Below are 14,852 nucleotides of genomic sequence, written 5' to 3'. Positions count from 1 at the left end.
GGGTTTCCGACATCGGCTTGGTTGCCGTGGCTGGCGTGTGGTGTCCACCAGCCTTCCATTCTGCTCGCGCTGGAGATCACGCTTGCAGTTTTAACGCCATCACCGGGGGAATCCGTGCGAACACGGTAAGCCTGGTGGGAGGCGAGTCGGATGCACTGAGTGCGACCGACCTATGCGAGAGGCGCCACGCCTCATTCGCATGAAAGTGTAACCTGTCTGTGCGCGTTTTCGCTGCACTTCGACCAATTTCTATGCCGCACCAATGCGCAGCGACTCCATGTGCGTAACCACATCGGCCGGGGCGGGCACGCCGTACCAGTAGCCCTGGGCGTAGTTGGCGCGGGCCGCCCTGCAGAGATCATGGTCATCGGGAGACTCAACGCCTTCGATGGTGACCACGGCGCCCGCTTCGTGCACGACGTGGCACATCCCTGGCAGCATCTTCGGTGCACGAGGCGAGCGCAGGAAGTTGGCGTCGATCTTCACTTCATCGACGCAGGCCAAGTGGGCAAGCACGCTTGCCGTCGAGTATCCCTTGCCGAAGTCGTCGATCGAGATCTTGTAGCCACGCCGGCGGAGCTTGCGCGTCGCCTCGTTGGCGACGCTGAAGTCCGTGATCCGGCCCGTTTCGGTCAGTTCGAGGATCATGCCGCCGGCTTCCTGCTGCAGGAGCCACCGCATCGACGGCTCATGGCCAAGCAAGTCGGGATGGATGTTGACCGCCACCGGCAGATCCATCGCACGCTGCACCAGGTAAGCGTCGGGCAAGACGCGCACCATCACGTCGTGATGGATGATGGTACGCAAAGGGCGCGGCAGTTCCTCCAGTGCCTCGAAGCGCTCCAGCGGAGAGGCTACCGAGCCGTCGTCACGCAAGAGCCTCAACAGCGCCTCGAAGCCCGCGATCTCGCCAGTCTGCAGATGCACCTTCGGCTGGAAGTAGACCACGGTCGTTTCATGGTCGGTGAGCGAGCGAATGTCCGCTTCATGGCACTTCACGGCTGCAGGATGCATGTCTGTGTCGCCGCCCTTGTGTAGAGGATTGTCATGCTGTGATCCAGACCGGCAAACCGTGTCGGCTTTGTCGATTATTTTGGGTACAATAGCGCGTATGACGTTATCTCGTCCATTCGAGCGTATCCGTGCGATTTCACCGATGTCATTCGCATCGGATGCTTTCCCCATTGCGGGTTTCGCATTCACCGGTCTCGCGGTGGGCTTGGCGGCCTGGTGCGGCCAGTCGGCACAGCTCTGCCTGCTGGCCCTCCCGGTGGCGGCCGGAATGGCCCGGCGCCGTCATCACGTGTTCGCCTTGATGTTCGGTTACTTTGGAGCCGGAAGCGCGTCGCTTCCAGGCGTGGTCGGGGTGTTTTTCCACGGCGGCGCGGCGGCATGGATGGCTTACGGCGCACCCACCGCGCTAGCGTTCGTGCTGGCCCTGCCTTTCCTGCTGTACGCACCTGCGGCGCGGTGGCCGTGGCGTGCCGCCGGCTATCTCGCCGCACTGGCGACGCTCACCGTCCCGCCGGTAGGCATGCTCGCGTGGATGAACCCCCTCATGGTCGCCGGCACCTTGTTCCCCGGCGCCGGCGGCGCCGGCGTGATCGCTGCCGCCCTGGTCTTCGCTGGTTTGGCGGCCCTTCCGAGCAGAGTCGCCGCCGGGGCCGCCCTGCTCCCGGCCATTCTGGGCCTGGTGGCCACCCGCTTCGTACCCGCTCCCGCGGCGCTTCCCGGCTTCGTGACCATCAACACGGCCGCGGGGCCGGGCCGCTCCGCTCACGATGAGTCCAACGACACGCATCGGATCGCCCGGATGATCCGCGCCGCGCTGGGCGTGCCAGGCGTCCGGGCCATTGTGTTGCCCGAGTCCATCGTCAGCCCCTACCGGCCCGTGGATGACGCCATCCTGTTCGATGCCGGGCGGCAGGCCGCCCATCTCGGCGTCTCCGTGGTGTTTGGTGCCATCCTGCTGCAGGACGCTGACGGTACGTCTTGGCGCGATGCCGTCATGGGCACGGGAACCCTGGCAAGTAACGGTTCACCCCGGGTGATCGACGATCCAAGGCTTTTGATGCCGGTCGGAAACTGGCATCTTGGTCTTTCCGGTGGGGCTACACCCCACCCTTTTTCAACTGACCGCGGCGTTCTGGCAGGATTACCAATCGCTTGGTCGGTTTGCTATGAGGACACCGAACTATGGTCTCACGGGTTTCTTCTGTTCGGCCACCCGGCGGCGATGGTGTCGATGAGGAACGACTGGGCGCTGAGGGGGACTTTTTCCCTGCGGATTCAGACACTCTCGGCGCAGCAATTGGCGCGGATGGCGGGAGTACCGCTGGTGGTGGCGGAAAACACCTGACCAGCTTTGCGCGGCATGACCGCGCACACTGCCTCGCCACGGGTCTGTTCGTTCTCGCACCGCCCAAGCACATGGCGCGCCTGGACGTGACCCAGGACATGGGCAACGGGCTCAAGGTGCGTTATCTCGGCCCGTTCCCGCTCACAGCCTTCGATCTGCGTCTGCTGCAGGGGCTGGTGGCGCTGGCTGGGCCGCGCGGCCGTATGGTGAACGATCCGGTGGTGACCGGCGACGCCAAGCAGCGTCTGGCCTTGCTGGAAGCGGCCACGCCCAACGTCATGGTGCCCGTCGATACGGGCGAAACCCTCTACATCCACGAGAGCTACGCACGCGTCGCCGCCGAGATCGGCATGCGTGCCCAGAAGTCCGCGACGGCCGAGGGCGGCCACTACGGCGGCTACTACGCCACCACGATCCGGGCCAGCCTCGAACGGATGTTCGCGACCTCGATCCTGGTGGACAACAACGGTGAGCGCGCCGGCTTCCGGCTCATCAGCAAGCTGGCCACCAGTGCTCGCCGCAACGAACTGTGGGTGCTACTCAATCCGCGGCTGTCCGCGGCGATCGCCGGCGGGCCGCACGCCCGTATCGACATGGACGAGGTACGCGCCCTGCAGTCCGATGCCGCCCGCCTGATCCACCAGCGCCTATGTACCCTGGTGTTCCCTGGCGAAACGCGTCCGTTCCAGCTCTCGACCATGATCGAGTGGATCTACGTGGGCGAGGAAGTGTCCGACCGCGCCATGCGCAAGCGGCTTTCCACTGTCCGGGGCGCCATGGAGGAGATCGCCAGCCTTGGCTGGACATGCCAGTTCAAGGCCAAGCCGCAGCAGGGCGTCACCGTCTCCCGCCCGCTCCGCCGGGACAACCTGCGCAAGTCCTCGGAATCGGACGTGGAGCGCCAGGGCGCCCAAGGCTCGCTGCTGTAGGTGTACGACCCCTGAGCTTTCGGCGACGCTACGCGCCGCCCTCGCCGCTACTGGCCTTGGGATCACTCACCTGGGCCTCTCGGGCCTCGCGCCGGCGCCGACGCTCATCCAGCTCCGCCCGGATGGATTCCTGCTGCTCTGCCCGCGTCGCGGCCTCACGATCGGCATTCGCGAGGCGCGCTTTGGCAGTCGCCGCCTGCGCTTCCTCGTGCTTTTTCTGGATGCCCTCCAGGATATCCCTGATCGCCACCTGCCCCGACCGGATGCTTTCCTCGCTGGTGAGCCTTAGCGCCTTTGCAGGCCGCTCCAGAGGCGGTAACGCTTCGATCAAGTCGATCGGCAACGGCCACGTCCTGTAGGTCGCTGCAATAACTGCGAACGCTTCATCGATCCGCGGCGCATCGCGTTCTTCTTCAAGCTGTCGGCCTCGATTAACAGCCTTGGCCCACACCATTGCGGTGTGCTGGATCATGTCAACGGCAGGCGTGCGTTCAAGGCTGCTCAGGGCGATCAGCGTCTTCAGGCCCGTAATGATGGCATCCACGAGCCACGGAGGAGGCGGTGTGTACTTAGTCTTCACGGCGCTTGCCTGCGCTGACCCGATCACGCAGTTCATCAAGAGCGTTCATGGCCTGTATGCCACGGCTGGGTTGCGTACCTTGGCGCCGCGTGCCGCGCGAAAGCATGATCCCCGTACCGGTCTCGACCGCCTCCCCGGACGCGGTGGCGGCGATGGCGTCGGCTGCCGCTGCGGCGGCGGCATCCTGCATGCGGCCAAGGATCGTCGCCGACAGGTGGTTCACCTTCGGCAGAGCCGCCCGCAGCATGCAGTAGAACTTGTCCGTGATGCGCATTTGCGCTGCCGAAGCCCCTCGGGCAAACAGATCGATCGGAATCGCCGGCCAGTTCGGGTTGTTCTCGGCGCCCGCCGCACGAATGGCCATTTCAGCGGCCGTGAGTGCCATCTGATCGGGCGTAACGCCCGCCGAGACCATCCGCGTGATCGCCGGCATGCCGGCGTGGACATTCATGCCTATGGCGCGCAGACGATTGGCCGCCGTCGTGGCTTCCGCCAGCTGGATGACGCCGGACTTGTTCGCTCCTGCCCCGCCTTCTGCCGCCGCGGCCGATTCACCGGCTGCGGCGGGCGATGCGACGGGAGTCGCGTTGACGGCCGCCCGCTCGGCGCCCGCCTCCCTCCCGGCCCGCTTCCGGGCCTTGTCCACGGCGCGACGCCTGGCCTCCGCCGTGTTGTGGTTCTCGGCCCTGGGCAGGGAGAGCGCGGGGAGCGTGCCCGGGCTCTCCGCCGGCTCAACGGTCAGCCAGTCGAACGCGGCCATGGCCTCTGCGAAGCCCGGCATCTTCACCTTGGTGTTGAGCGCTTGAGGGGTATAGCCGACCAGGCGGTTGTCCACGGCGTGCTTCTTGAACGTGCTCCAGGTCGCCGCCAAGGCGCCCACCACGTGCAGCGGATCTACCCCGACGAGCGCGGCCATGCCCACCACCTTCGGGTGATCCTCCAAGCTGGTACGGAGCTTGATCCAGTCGTCGTCGTCGCGCTTGCCCATGCTGCTCTGTTCTCCGGCCGTTTCAGGCCACTTCTCCGGTTAAAACGCGTCCCGGCAGTGGCGCAAGGAGCGGTTCCAGTCGCGTCAGGCGCGGCTCAAGGCGATCGTTTCGGATCGCCATGTCCAGCGCCCTACGCTGCCCCACGATGACGCAAAACTTCGTGGCGCGGGTGACCCCCGTATACAGTATCGAACGCAGCAGCATCATGTAATGCTGCGTTGTCACCGGGATCACCACGGCCGGAAACTGGCTGCCCTGCGCCTTGTGGATCGTCATGGCGTATGCCAGGGTCAGCTGGTCAAGATCAGCCACCGGATAATCCACGTCCTTGCCGTCCACGGACACCCTCATCGTCCGCGCCTCGTGGTCAATGCTGGCGATCGTACCGCTTTCGCCGTTCATCACGCCCAGTTCGTAGTTGTTGACGGTCTGCAGCACCTTGTCGCCGACGCCAAAGGTGAATGTGCCCCGCTTGATTTCGTCGACCGGATGCGGATTGAGGGCCGCCCGCAGGGCGAGGTTCAGCGCATCCGTACCGGTTTCCGTCCGACGCATGGGCGAAAGCACCTGCACGTCGCCAGCGGCGATGCCACGGCGCTCCGGGATGCTCTGGGTGACCAGTCTCACGATCCGTCGCGACACCTCGGCCGGACTGTCGCAGGCGATGAAGTAGAAGTCCGGTGCCGGCGCGTCCGGCGGCGGCGCGTCCTCGATGCCTTGGCCCCGGTTGATTCGATGCGAATTGCGGATGATCGCGCTCTGCGCGGCTTGCCGGAAGATCTCGGTCAGCCGCGTGACGGGCACGGCCCCTGATTCGATAAGGTCGGCCAGCACGCGTCCCGGCCCTACGGACGGCAGCTGGTCGACGTCGCCGACCAGCAGCAGCGAGGCGTTCGGGTCGAGCTGAGTCAGCACCGCGTCCATCATGGGCACATCGATCATGGAGGCTTCGTCGATGACCAGCACGTCGCACTCGATGGGCTGCGGCTCGCCCGCGCCCATGCCGATCAGACGCGCCACGGTCTGAGCATCGTAGCCCGTGGCCTCGCGCATGCGCTTGGCCGCTTTTCCAGTCGGAGCGGCCAGCTTGATCCGCAGGCGCCGCTCAAGGAGTGACGCCAGGATCGCGCCCAAGGTGGAGGTCTTGCCGGTACCAGGCCCACCGGTCAGGATGCTCACTCTCCGCGTCAGCGCGAGCCGCACAGCGGCGCGCTGGGCGCTGGCCAGGGTCATCCCTGCCCGCTCCTCGGCCCTCGCCACCAAAGCGTCCAGATCCGCCTCGCTGGCATCGGGCCACGGCCCGGCCAGCTTCGCCAAGGCAGCGACGCGCTTGGCGATCTCGTTTTCCGCCACAAAGAGCTTGCGAGAGAACACGCACGGCACACCGGACGCAATCGCCTTGCTGGTCAATTCCTGGTCGCCGGCGGCGAGCAGGTTGTCCAGCGTCTCGCCAATGAGGTGCTCCGGCTGTCCCAGTACCACGCCGGCGGCCTTGAGCGCATCCGCGTGCGTGATGCCGCAGTGCCCGCGGCCAGTGGCCTGCTGGACGACGTAGCGCAGCCCCGCCTCAATGCGCTGGGGACTGTTCTTGGGTATTCCCAGGCTCGCGGCGATCTTGTCCGCCATCAGAAAACCAATGCCGCGCACATCCGTGGCCAGGCGGTAGGGATTCTGCCGGATCACTTCCGGCGCCATGGGGCCGTAGCGCTTGAAAATGCGGATGGCCATGGCGGGCGAGATGTCCTGTCCCGCGAGAAACACCATGATGTCCTGCGCGGACTTCTGTTCCTTCCACGCTTCGGCGATCGCGTCGATCTTGCGCTCGCCAATGCCCTGCACTTCCAGCAGCCGCTCGGGGTCGGCATCGAGCACGTCGAGCGTCTCGGCGCCGAAGACCTTGACGATGCGCTTGGCGAGGCCCGCGCCCACGCCGGGCAGCACGCCTGATGCCAGATACTTCTCGATCGTCTCTGGTGTCGACGGGCGCACGGCCGTGATCGTGTCCGCCTTGACCTGGCTGCCGAACTTCGGGTGGTTGTTCCAGGCGCCAACCACATTCACCTCATCGCCCAGATCGGCGAGCGTGAGGCCGACGACGGCGACGGATGCCCCCATGGTCAGATCCGCGGGCTGCACCCGCATGATCGTGTACCCGGTTTCCTCGTTCCGATACGAGATCGCGAGAATCGTCCCTGTAAACGACACCGGCGCGCCGGTGGGCGCGACGGTGGCTTCGGGTGGGCTCGTGAGCGTATCCATTGCGCAAACATCATACTTACACGGTAACGCTACCGCTATACAGAAATGGAACCCATTCCATGCCGCCTTTCGCGGCACCTGGCACCCTGGCGCAACAGTCCATGCCTCGGCAAAACCCCACCCCCTGGCAGACGCGGCGAGGCCGCATTTGAGAGGGCAAGACCATGCTGGACTATGAAGTGGGTGAGGTGAAGGTGGGCTCGGCGCACGGTGCACCGCGGGTGTGGATGGAGGGTATGAAGCTGGCTCGTGCCGGGTTCATGCCCGGCACCAAGTACGCCATCGAGGTGGCCGGCGTGCGCGTTGTCCTCCGTATCGCCGAGAGTGGCGAGCGCTCGGTGAGCCTCAAGCGCCGCGGCGAGGCGGAGCTGCCGGTGATCGACCTCAACAGCGCCAAGGCGCTGGGTGTGTTCGACGGCCTGGAGCGTATCCGGGTCATCGTGCGGGCCAACGAGATCACCCTGCTCCCGCTGGCCACGCAGGTGAAAGCCCGGGAACGCCTCGCACGCATCACCAACAAGATGCGGCGCGGCGAACCGCTGACGGTGGGCTCCCTTTGCCATGGGGGCGGCACCACGTCGTTCGCGGTGGAGACGGGCATGGCCGAGGCAGGCGTGCCGACACGGCTGGCTTTCGCAGCGGACATCGATCCCGACGTACTGCACCACGCGCAGGCAAACAACCCGGTGTGGCGTACCGACACCGCGGCGATCGCAGCACCGATGCAGGAGATGGTCGCCGACAACTGGCTACTGTCGAGCCTGGGCCGCATGGACATACTCGAAGCGGGCATTCCTTGCGTAGCGGCCAGCCTCGCGGGTCGAGCAAAGAAAGGACTCGACATGGCCGAAGCCGATCCGAACGCGGGTCACCTAGTGGTGGCCTTCCTCGGGCTGGTGGAAGCCTTCCAGCCGGCAGTGGTGGTGGTCGAGAACGTGCCGCCATACCAGAACACGGCAAGTGCGCACCTGATCCGCAACACGCTCCGCGACTGGGGCTACACGATCAGCGAAGCCGTGCTGGACGCACAGGACTTCGGCTCCATCGAGGCGCGCAAGCGCCTGGCCCTGGTGGCCACCACGGCGGGCCTCGCGTTCGACTTCGAGACGGTGCGCCCGTCGTTGGCCGGCGGGCAGCACACGCTCGGCGACGTGCTGGAGGACGTGCCTGTGGACGATCCTTCGTGGAGGGCGATGGATTACCTGCGTGAAAAGGAACTCCGCGACAAGGAAGCCGGGAAAGGCTTCCGCATGCAGATCGCGGATGCGTCGTCGACCAAGATCGGCACGGTGGGGGCCGCCTATAGCAAGTGCAGGAGCACTGAGGTCAAGGTGCGGCACCCGATCGAAGGCGACGCCCTGCTTCGACTGCTCACGCCACGTGAGCACGCTCGTATCAAGGGTGTCCCTGAGTCGATGATCGCGGGGCTCCCGGCCACGCGTGCGCATCACCTGCTTGGAAACGGCGTGTCCGTCCAGACCTTCAAGGCCCTCGGCAGGGCGCTGGGTGCCATGTTGGCCTTGCTGCGACAGCAGCCCCAGCTCGCGCTGGCCGCTGCTTGACCATGCCTTACAGCCCCGCCGGAAACGGCGGGGTTTTTCTTTCCCCCACCCAGATTTTTACCCCTACAGATCCACGGCACGAACGTGCAACAAGCGCCCCGAACCCCTTGCCTCGCTACCCCTCGAACCCGGCCAGGAGCCGGCAACGAGGAGAAGCATCATGGCTTTCGATACACAGAACACTTCGCTGGCCATCGAAGGCCGCGATTCCTCCACCGTCCTTCGTGATTCCATTGTGGGGCAAATTGCGGCAGCCGTTGTCGCACAGGCAATGATTGACTTGCGCGGTGTCACCAATCGCACGTCGCCCACCTCGCGCCAAATCGGCGTAGCCGTGGATGCGGCGCAGTGGGTACGTTGCGGTGACGCGGAGCGCTTGTGCTACGCCTACGACGCGACAAGCGCACCCTCGCGCGTCGCTGAAATGGAAGCACTGGCCGACAAGGTGCTCTCTCGCGTGAAGGGCATGGCTGCGTCCATGCGTTGCGCACGAATGGCACTCCGCCGCCTGCCACTGGCAGCATGAACCGAAAGAGCACCCTCCAAAGGGTGCTCTTTTTTTTGGTAGACTCAGGATGAGTCTCCGACAGGCGAATAACGGATATGGTGTCCAAGGCGAGTAAAGAGCAACGTGGCGCGATCAACGTAAACGTCTCAGAGATGAGTACGTCGCAGTTGCGCGAATTGCAGAAAGCCGCCGCCGTTAGCCTGGCTGAAAAAGCCGCCGAACGCGCGGAGCAGCTTCGCTCCGAATATGCTCGCGTCATCGGGCAGATGACCGCCATCGGCGCGGAATACGGCATCACGCTCAATCGCATGCTGGCGAGTACCCCCGCGCAGCTGCTGTCGCAGATGAAGACCTTCGCCTCGCAGGATGCCGATAGGCCCGGCGGCAGCGTGAAGAAGCATCAGGTCGTTCCGCCCAAGTACCGGAATCCTGCGAACCCCGCGCAGATGTGGACGGGCCGCGGCAATCGCCCGACCTGGGTGACCGATTGGCTCGCAGCGCACCCCGGCGGCAAGATGAGCGAGCTGCTCGCTTCCCCGCACGGTTCCAAGCCCCGCAAGTAACCCCTCCAGCACGCATCACCGTCTGCCCGCCCGCGGCCTTGCCGCGGCGGGCTTTTTGTTGTGCCCGTAATATGAATGACGTGTAAACGTGTAACATCCGTTACCGTCGTTCTTGTAATGACGCCGCGGAACAAGTCGGGATCATGGATCTCGGGCAACGCATCGACTTGCTCTCACAATCAGAAAAAGGACTCCACATGAACCACCCCCTGCAACGTCACCAGACTCTCTCCAAGGCCGTCGCTACGGCCATCGCCCTCTCGGCGGCTCTCGCCCTGTCCGCCTGCAGCGGCGGCGGTGGCGGCGGCAACGTCCGCCCGACCCCTGCACCCGCGGGTGGTGGCGGCGGTGGCGGTGGCGGCACCAGTGGCGGCACCACCACGCCGACGTACACCTATCCGCAGTACAGCCACCTCGTGCCGACTGGCGCCCTTGCTGCGCAGAAGGCCGGCTTCACCGGCAAGGGCGTGACGATCGGCGTCCTGGATTCGGGCGTGGATGAATCCCTGGCGCCGTTGGCCAGCAACGTGGTGTCGTTCAAGTCCTACATCACGGGCGGTAGCCAGACGCCGAACGATGCCTCCGGCCACGGCAGCACGATCGAGCAGGTGATGACCGGCGCTGCCGCCGGCGGTTTCGTGGGTGGCGTGGCGCCCGGTGCGAGCATGGCTGTCGCACAGATCTGCGACAAGTCCGATAACTGCCTGCCCTATGCACAGGCATACGCGGATCTGTCGAACGCCGGCGTCAAGCTCTACAACCAGTCGTGGGGCGCGCAGCTATCCTCCCCTTCCACGTTCGACATCCAGGGCTCGACGTCCCTTTACGGCCCGATGGTGGCCGCCGGCGACCTGTTCGTGTTCGCTGGCGGCAATTCCGGCGCGAACAACCTGGATTACGAGGCCGCCCTGCCGTCCTACGCGTCCTCCCTCCAGAAGGGCTGGCTGGCCGTGGTCAACGTGCAGGTGGATAGCAACGGCAATCCGACCACGCTGGACTCGACCTCGGCCGCCTGCGGCGTCGCTGAAATGTGGTGTCTGGCGGCACCGGGCACCGTCCAAACGCTCGGCGTGCCGGGTACGATCTTCTCCTCCGGCCTCTCCGATGGTACGTCGGCGGCGACGGCGATTGTCTCCGGCGCCGCAGCGCTCGTGTGGCAGGCGTATCCGTGGATGAGTGGCACCGACGTGCAGCAGACCCTGCTGACCACCGCCACGCCGCTGGGCGGTTCCGGCCCTAACGCCACTTTCGGCTGGGGCATCGTCAACGCGGACAAGGCCGTCTACGGCCCGGCACAGTTCGCCTTCGGCGAGTTCGACGCCAACGTGGGCACCTACAACAGCACCTTCGCCAACGCCATCAGCGGCAGCGGCTCCCTGTCGCTGACGGGAACCACGGGCTCGCTGACGCTCTCCGGCGCCAACACCTACACCGGCGGCACGACGGTCAATGGCCCTCAGCTGGTGCTGACCGGCTCGCTGGCGTCGGACGTGTCGATCCTCGGCGGCACGCTGTGGGGTACGGGCACGATCAATGGCAACGTGTCGAACACCGGCGGCGAAGTGAGCAACCTGTGGGGCGCCGCCCAGGGCAAGGGTCTGACCATCACCGGCAACTACACTGCTGGCGTGAATGCCACCACGGCCGTGCCACTGGGCCAGCCGCTCAAGATCGGTGGCAAGGCCACGCTGGATGGCACGCTGGAGATTGACGCGCCGGCATCGACGTACACGCCCAGCAGCACCGAAACGCTGCTGAACTACGGCAGCGTCTCGGGTACGTTCGCCAGCCAGACCTACGGCTCCAACGTGTTCTACCAGGTCTCGGGCCTGACCTACGGCGCGACCTCCCTCACCGCGAATGTGACGCGTGCCGCGGTGGCACAGTCCATCCCGCTCACCGCCGCCACGGTCAACGTCGCACAAGGTCTGGACAGCGCGCTCAACACCGCCGACCAGTGGAGCAGCAGCCCGGCCAGCGCCGCGGCGCACAGCCAATTCCTCGGCTCGGCGGCGCAGCTGCTTTCGGCGCGCACGATGTCGCAGGCGATCACCAGCGTGGCCAGCCTGAACGGCGAGATCTACGGCACGTCCAACGCCATCGAGGCGCAGCAGTCGCAGGTGACCGACGATGCGATCGCCCTGCACCAGACCCTTGCGTCCAACAAGCAGCCCGGCGCGTGGGTGCAGGTGCTGGGTTCGGACGGTGGCCTGTCGCAGACCAGCTTCGCTTCGGCGAAGTACACGATGGGCGGCGCCCTGCTCGGCATCGACGCCCCGATCTACGGCAACCTGTCCGGTGGCGTGGCCTTCGGCCATACGGCGATGAACGCCACCCTGGCGGGTCTTGCCGGCCACACCAACGGCCAGGCCAACACGTTCGCGCTGTACGGCAAGGCCAGCTTCGGCAACGGCGCTTACCTGTCCGGCCGCGCCTCGTGGACGAGCGACAAGATGGATGTGAGCCGCACTGCACTGCTGGGCGGCTCGGCGCAGACCATCACGGGCAACCGTACCGATGACCTGTACCGCGGCACGCTGGAGTTGGGCAAGAACTTCGCCACCGGGCAGACCACCATCACGCCGTACCTGAGCGTGACCGGCCTGCGGCTGGACACGGACAGCTTCACCGAGAACGGCGCCGGCGGCTTCGGCCTCTCGGTGGCCCGCCAGTCGCACACGGCCTCGTTCGCCACGCTGGGCGCCCGCTTCGGCCACGGCTTCACCTGGTCGGGTGGTCAGAGTGTGCTGACCGGCTACCTCGCGTGGCGCCGCACCCTCTCGGGCGTGAACCTCGGCATGACCGCCGCCTTCGTGGGCGCGCCGGGCTCGGACTTCAACGCGATTGGCCAGGGCCTGGCCCGCAACACCGGCGAGATCGGCGCGACGCTCTCCACGCAGATCAATGGCCGCTGGAGCTGGTACATCAACGCCGACGCGCAGGCCGCGCGTGGCCGCGAGCACGACGTGACGGCGAACGCCGGGCTGACCTACCGCTTCTGACGAAGCGCAACGCAAGGAGTATGACGGGGCGGGCGACCGCCCCGGCTTTTCACCCACCAAACCAACCCAAAGGAGTTCCAGGATGAAACACACTTCGCTCGCGATCATCGCTTCCGCTTTGCTCGCCTTCGGCTCCATGTCCATCGCGTCAGCCAACGAAGCCCATGCCGCCCCGACCGAGTACAGCGTCCACGTCCACATCATCAAGGTCGATAGCAACAGCGGAAAGGTCGCGGTCTTGAGCGATGCGAACCTTTCAACGCTGAGCGGCAAAGCCGTTCCCTTCAAGATGCTGCAGGACACCGCCTACGTCGCGTCCGTCACGGCCACCATCGATGCCAAAGGCAAAAACATCGGCGAAAGCATTGTCCCCGGTCATGCGGAAGCCGGACTCAAAATGAGCGTGACGCCGATCACGATGCCGAACGGTGCCGTCAAGGTCGAGTACGCGTATGACTTGTCCAGCCTCGTAGCGATGAAGTCGATCACCGTGAAGGGAAAAACCATCCAGCTCCCGACGATCGACTACGCGAACGGCAACGGAGCCGGCATCGTCGGCGTCGGTTCGCCGCTGACCTTCAAGGCCGGCGACAAGGTGGTGACGATCACCATCAGCAAGGCATAACGCGCTTCACTTTGGTTGGAGGCTTCAACCGCCCACGGACGTTGCAGTCCACTTGAGCCGCCTTCGGGCGGCTTTTTTATGGCTTCTCGGCAACCCTCGATGAGACCTTGTGTGTTTGGCAGAGACCCGTACCACCCGCCATTGCAGATGTGTTGCGCAGATGTGTTGCGCCATGCGTGGAAGCTCATAAGATGGTTGCACTACAGCGCTCGCATCATGACACCGCGATAGTGCAGCCGAAGGCACACAAGCCACCACCCATCCCAATCCACCCCTTCCCGCGCAGAGAGGTTGCTGCACATGCTTCTTGATCCGTACCTGGCGCAGGTGATCGACCACTGCACCAATGACCGGCTCCTGCTGGCAATGCAGGCGCTCTACCCTGAAATGGATTGGTCTCCTACGAGCAAGCAGTGGGTGCTGGAGGAACTTGGAAAGTGGCGGGCCAAGGGCTCTCGTAAGCCTGGCTTGGCGCTCAGCACGGGGCGCCGTAACAGCTTCAATGGCATGGCCACCTGCGCACTTCTGGACGCATTGCAGGTGGATCGACCCAAAGCACCTCGTAACCGCATGACGTTGGCGTGGGCAGTGCTCGGGAGCGTCGAGGCACGCCACGTCATCGGGCACGTCGACGAGCTGGAAACCGCACGGGCAGAGCGGGAGGCCCGCTACGGGCCATCGTGGGCCGTATAAAGGCGGACTGCACCGCAATCCACATTAACCCCGCTGAACGCCGCTAAAGGGATATTCCAATGCCACAGACACTGCGCCAGAAAGTAACGAAAGCCATCATCCTCGCAGGGGACAAACATGCCTTCGATGAAGGCACGCTTCTCGGCCAGGCTGAGAAAATAGAAGCTCGCCTCGCAAGCGACCCAGAGTTGCAGCGTCAACGTGTTGAATACGCCGCTGCGGCGAACAAAGAAATGATGCCGGCCCTGGTTGCTGGCATGGCCTTCAATGCCGTGGCCTGGGGCGCGACTGCGTGGTACTTGCCTGGCCTGGTCAGCCCGACCTTCGCCGCGTGCGCATGTGCGCTCACCTGCGCGCTTTTATGGAAAATCTTCCGAGCCTAGTGCTCGGCTCCGGCGAGTGCATCGTGCTCGGCTCCGGCGAGTGCATCGCACATCGGGTAGGGAGCCGGAATCATCCGGCCCCCTCCCACACCACCGTACGTGCGGTTCCGCATACGGCGGTTCACGAGTGACGCTGGAGGTATCGGCTGGTGTCGATCATGGAGACCAACCCACACCGGTCGAAGAAGGCTTTCGGGAAGGCGTGATTCATGTGACTGGCACCACTGTTCCACCACGGGCCTTGCCCGTTGTGTCCCGAGTGCCAGGCCCGCGCCTCCGCCAGCCCTCGTTTGTGTAGCATCGCGGTACGCCGCTGATGCGTTTTGGCCTGTCGCCATAGCAGACAACGCAGCCGACGCCGCAACCATCCGTCGAGGTTCTTCCACATCACCTTGCTCTC

14 protein-coding genes are annotated in these 14,852 nt (G+C 65.2%); 9 read left to right on the top strand and 5 right to left on the bottom strand.

The annotated features are described in order from the left end of the window. Window positions 1-249: 249 nt before the first annotated feature. Window positions 250-1,185 (bottom strand): EAL domain-containing protein, encoded by a 936-nt coding sequence (locus AB7849_RS09340; protein WP_369500957.1) that lies wholly within the window; start codon window positions 1,183-1,185, stop codon window positions 250-252. On the opposite strand from AB7849_RS09340, the gene AB7849_RS09335 reads away from it, so the two are divergent. Both AB7849_RS09335 and repC read left to right on the top strand, forming a co-directional pair. Further along, on the top strand, window positions 1,157-2,359 hold the full coding sequence (locus tag AB7849_RS09335; RefSeq protein WP_369501035.1) for a hypothetical protein: 1,203 nt from the start codon (window positions 1,157-1,159) through the stop codon (window positions 2,357-2,359). The two genes, AB7849_RS09340 and AB7849_RS09335, sit on opposite strands and share 29 nt — an antisense overlap. Then, window positions 2,257-3,288, top strand: a complete 1,032-nt coding sequence (gene repC, locus AB7849_RS09330; RefSeq protein WP_369501032.1) for a replication protein C, IncQ-type — start codon at window positions 2,257-2,259, stop codon at window positions 3,286-3,288. Before AB7849_RS09335 ends, repC begins: the two co-directional genes overlap by 103 nt. A 28-nt stretch (window positions 3,289-3,316) precedes the next feature. Here repC and AB7849_RS09325 read toward each other — a convergent pair whose 3' ends face one another. The 3 genes from AB7849_RS09325 to recD2 are packed head-to-tail and all read right to left on the bottom strand — an operon-like array spanning window position 3,317 to window position 7,116. After that, window positions 3,317-3,868, bottom strand: coding sequence for a hypothetical protein (locus AB7849_RS09325; RefSeq protein ID WP_369500956.1), 552 nt, complete (start codon window positions 3,866-3,868; stop codon window positions 3,317-3,319). Continuing rightward, the gene (locus AB7849_RS09320) at window positions 3,858-4,856 is read right to left on the bottom strand and encodes a hypothetical protein (RefSeq protein WP_369500955.1); all 999 of its coding nucleotides are present in this window, start codon (window positions 4,854-4,856) and stop codon (window positions 3,858-3,860) included. The genes AB7849_RS09325 and AB7849_RS09320 overlap by 11 nt, the downstream gene beginning before the upstream one ends. A 22-nt stretch (window positions 4,857-4,878) precedes the next feature. After that, window positions 4,879-7,116, bottom strand: coding sequence for an SF1B family DNA helicase RecD2 (recD2, locus tag AB7849_RS09315; protein WP_369500954.1), 2,238 nt, complete (start codon window positions 7,114-7,116; stop codon window positions 4,879-4,881). Window positions 7,117-7,280: 164 nt separating this feature from the next. On the opposite strand from recD2, the gene AB7849_RS09310 reads away from it, so the two are divergent. The 7 genes from AB7849_RS09310 to AB7849_RS09280 all read left to right on the top strand — a co-directional run bounded on the left by AB7849_RS09310 (window position 7,281) and on the right by AB7849_RS09280 (window position 14,452). Further along, window positions 7,281-8,678 (top strand): DNA cytosine methyltransferase, encoded by a 1,398-nt coding sequence (locus AB7849_RS09310; protein ID WP_369500953.1) that lies wholly within the window; start codon window positions 7,281-7,283, stop codon window positions 8,676-8,678. Window positions 8,679-8,838: 160 nt separating this feature from the next. Continuing rightward, window positions 8,839-9,204, top strand: coding sequence for a hypothetical protein (locus AB7849_RS09305; RefSeq protein WP_369500952.1), 366 nt, complete (start codon window positions 8,839-8,841; stop codon window positions 9,202-9,204). Between the two features lie 77 nt (window positions 9,205-9,281). Beyond that, window positions 9,282-9,749, top strand: coding sequence for an H-NS histone family protein (locus AB7849_RS09300; RefSeq protein WP_369500951.1), 468 nt, complete (start codon window positions 9,282-9,284; stop codon window positions 9,747-9,749). 197 nt (window positions 9,750-9,946) lie between these two features. Continuing rightward, entirely contained in the window at window positions 9,947-12,751 is a 2,805-nt protein-coding gene (locus AB7849_RS09295; RefSeq protein ID WP_369500949.1) for an autotransporter domain-containing protein, read from the top strand. A gap of 82 nt (window positions 12,752-12,833) precedes the next feature. Beyond that, the gene (locus tag AB7849_RS09290) at window positions 12,834-13,376 is read left to right on the top strand and encodes a hypothetical protein (RefSeq protein WP_369500948.1); all 543 of its coding nucleotides are present in this window, start codon (window positions 12,834-12,836) and stop codon (window positions 13,374-13,376) included. A gap of 300 nt (window positions 13,377-13,676) precedes the next feature. Then, the gene (locus tag AB7849_RS09285) at window positions 13,677-14,069 is read left to right on the top strand and encodes a hypothetical protein (protein WP_369500947.1); all 393 of its coding nucleotides are present in this window, start codon (window positions 13,677-13,679) and stop codon (window positions 14,067-14,069) included. Window positions 14,070-14,128: 59 nt separating this feature from the next. Then, window positions 14,129-14,452, top strand: a complete 324-nt coding sequence (locus tag AB7849_RS09280; RefSeq protein ID WP_369500946.1) for a hypothetical protein — start codon at window positions 14,129-14,131, stop codon at window positions 14,450-14,452. 121 nt (window positions 14,453-14,573) lie between these two features. Here the strand turns inward: AB7849_RS09280 and AB7849_RS09275 are convergent. Continuing rightward, window positions 14,574-14,852, bottom strand: a 279-nt coding sequence (locus AB7849_RS09275; protein ID WP_369500945.1) for a hypothetical protein, incomplete at its 5' end; no start/stop codon positions are given.

This window comes from Rhodanobacter sp. FW021-MT20 (assembly GCF_041107475.1).
Taxonomy (GTDB): domain Bacteria; phylum Pseudomonadota; class Gammaproteobacteria; order Xanthomonadales; family Rhodanobacteraceae; genus Rhodanobacter_A; species Rhodanobacter_A glycinis.
The sequence above is the reverse complement of the archived record's forward strand: the minus strand, read 5'-3'. Positions and strand labels throughout refer to the sequence as shown.